The 1097-nt window shown below is 61.4% G+C and carries 1 protein-coding gene and 1 pseudogene; both read right to left on the reverse strand.

The window, feature by feature from the left end:
* A partial coding sequence (locus EN750_RS35690) for a F0F1 ATP synthase subunit gamma (protein ID WP_127399372.1) occupies window positions 1-850 on the reverse strand: 850 nt, incomplete at its 3' end.
* Between the two features lie 46 nt (window positions 851-896).
* Window positions 897-1097, reverse strand: a pseudogene (locus EN750_RS35695) (F0F1 ATP synthase subunit alpha); the annotation flags it as partial.

Genomic DNA, 1097 nt, shown 5'->3' on the forward strand with positions numbered 1-1097 from the left:
GTTCCTTGGTGATCTGCGCCTGCCGCTGGCGATTATAGGTGATCGACAGCTTGTTGATCATGTCGCCGGCGTTGCGCGTCGCATTGTCCATGGCGCTCATCTTGGCACCCATTTCGCCGGCCACGTTTTCGAGCAGCGCCCGGAAAACCTGCACGGAGATGTTGCGCGGAATGAGGTCGGAGAGGATTTCGCCCGGCTCCGGCTCATATTCGTAGACAGCGTTGCCGCCATCGATCGCCTCGGCAGGAGCCGAAGCAACGCCGGCCGGAATGATCTGCTGCGCGGTCGGGATCTGGCTGATCACCGACTTGAACTGCGAATAGAACAGCGTGCAGATGTCGAAGCCGCCTTCGTTGAAGAGGTGGATGACCTTCTTGGCGATCGCATCGGCATTGACGAAGCCGAGTGTCTTGACCTCGCGCAGATCGACGCGGTCGATGATCATCGATGCATAGTCGCGGCGCAGGATGTCGAAACCCTTCTTGCCTACGCAGATGATCTTGACCTGCTTGCCGTCCGCCAAAAGCTTACGGATATGGTCGCGGGCAAGGCGGGCGATCTGCGAATTGAAGCCGCCGCACAGGCCGCGCTCGGCGGTGCAGACGACGAGCAGGTGCACGTCGTCCTTGCCGGTGCCGGTCATCAGCGCCGGGGCATCGCCGCCGCCGCCGATTGCCTGGGTGATGTTGGCCAGCACGGAACCCATGCGCTCCGAATAGGGGCGCGCCGCTTCCGCGGCCTCTTGCGCACGGCGCAGCTTCGCCGCGGCGACCATCTGCATCGCCTTGGTGATCTTCTGCGTCGCCTTGACCGAGGCGATACGGTTACGAAGGTCTTTTAATGAAGGCATGCTTCAAACCTGATCCCGTCTTGTCTCATCCCGACTGGCAATTCGCTCAGGCGAAGGTCTTGGCGAAAGCATCGATCTCGGCCTTCAGCTTGGCGCGCAGATCGTCCGACAGCGCCTTTTCCTTGCGGATGGCATCGAGGACGTCCTTGCCTGCCGAACGCATGTGGCTGAGCAGGCCATGCTCGAACTTGCCGACCTGGTTGACCGGCAGCTTGTCGAGATAGCCGTTGACGCCGGCGAAGATCAC

The organism is Mesorhizobium sp. M7A.F.Ca.ET.027.03.2.1 (assembly GCF_003999175.1).
Taxonomy (GTDB): Bacteria; Pseudomonadota; Alphaproteobacteria; order Rhizobiales; family Rhizobiaceae; genus Mesorhizobium.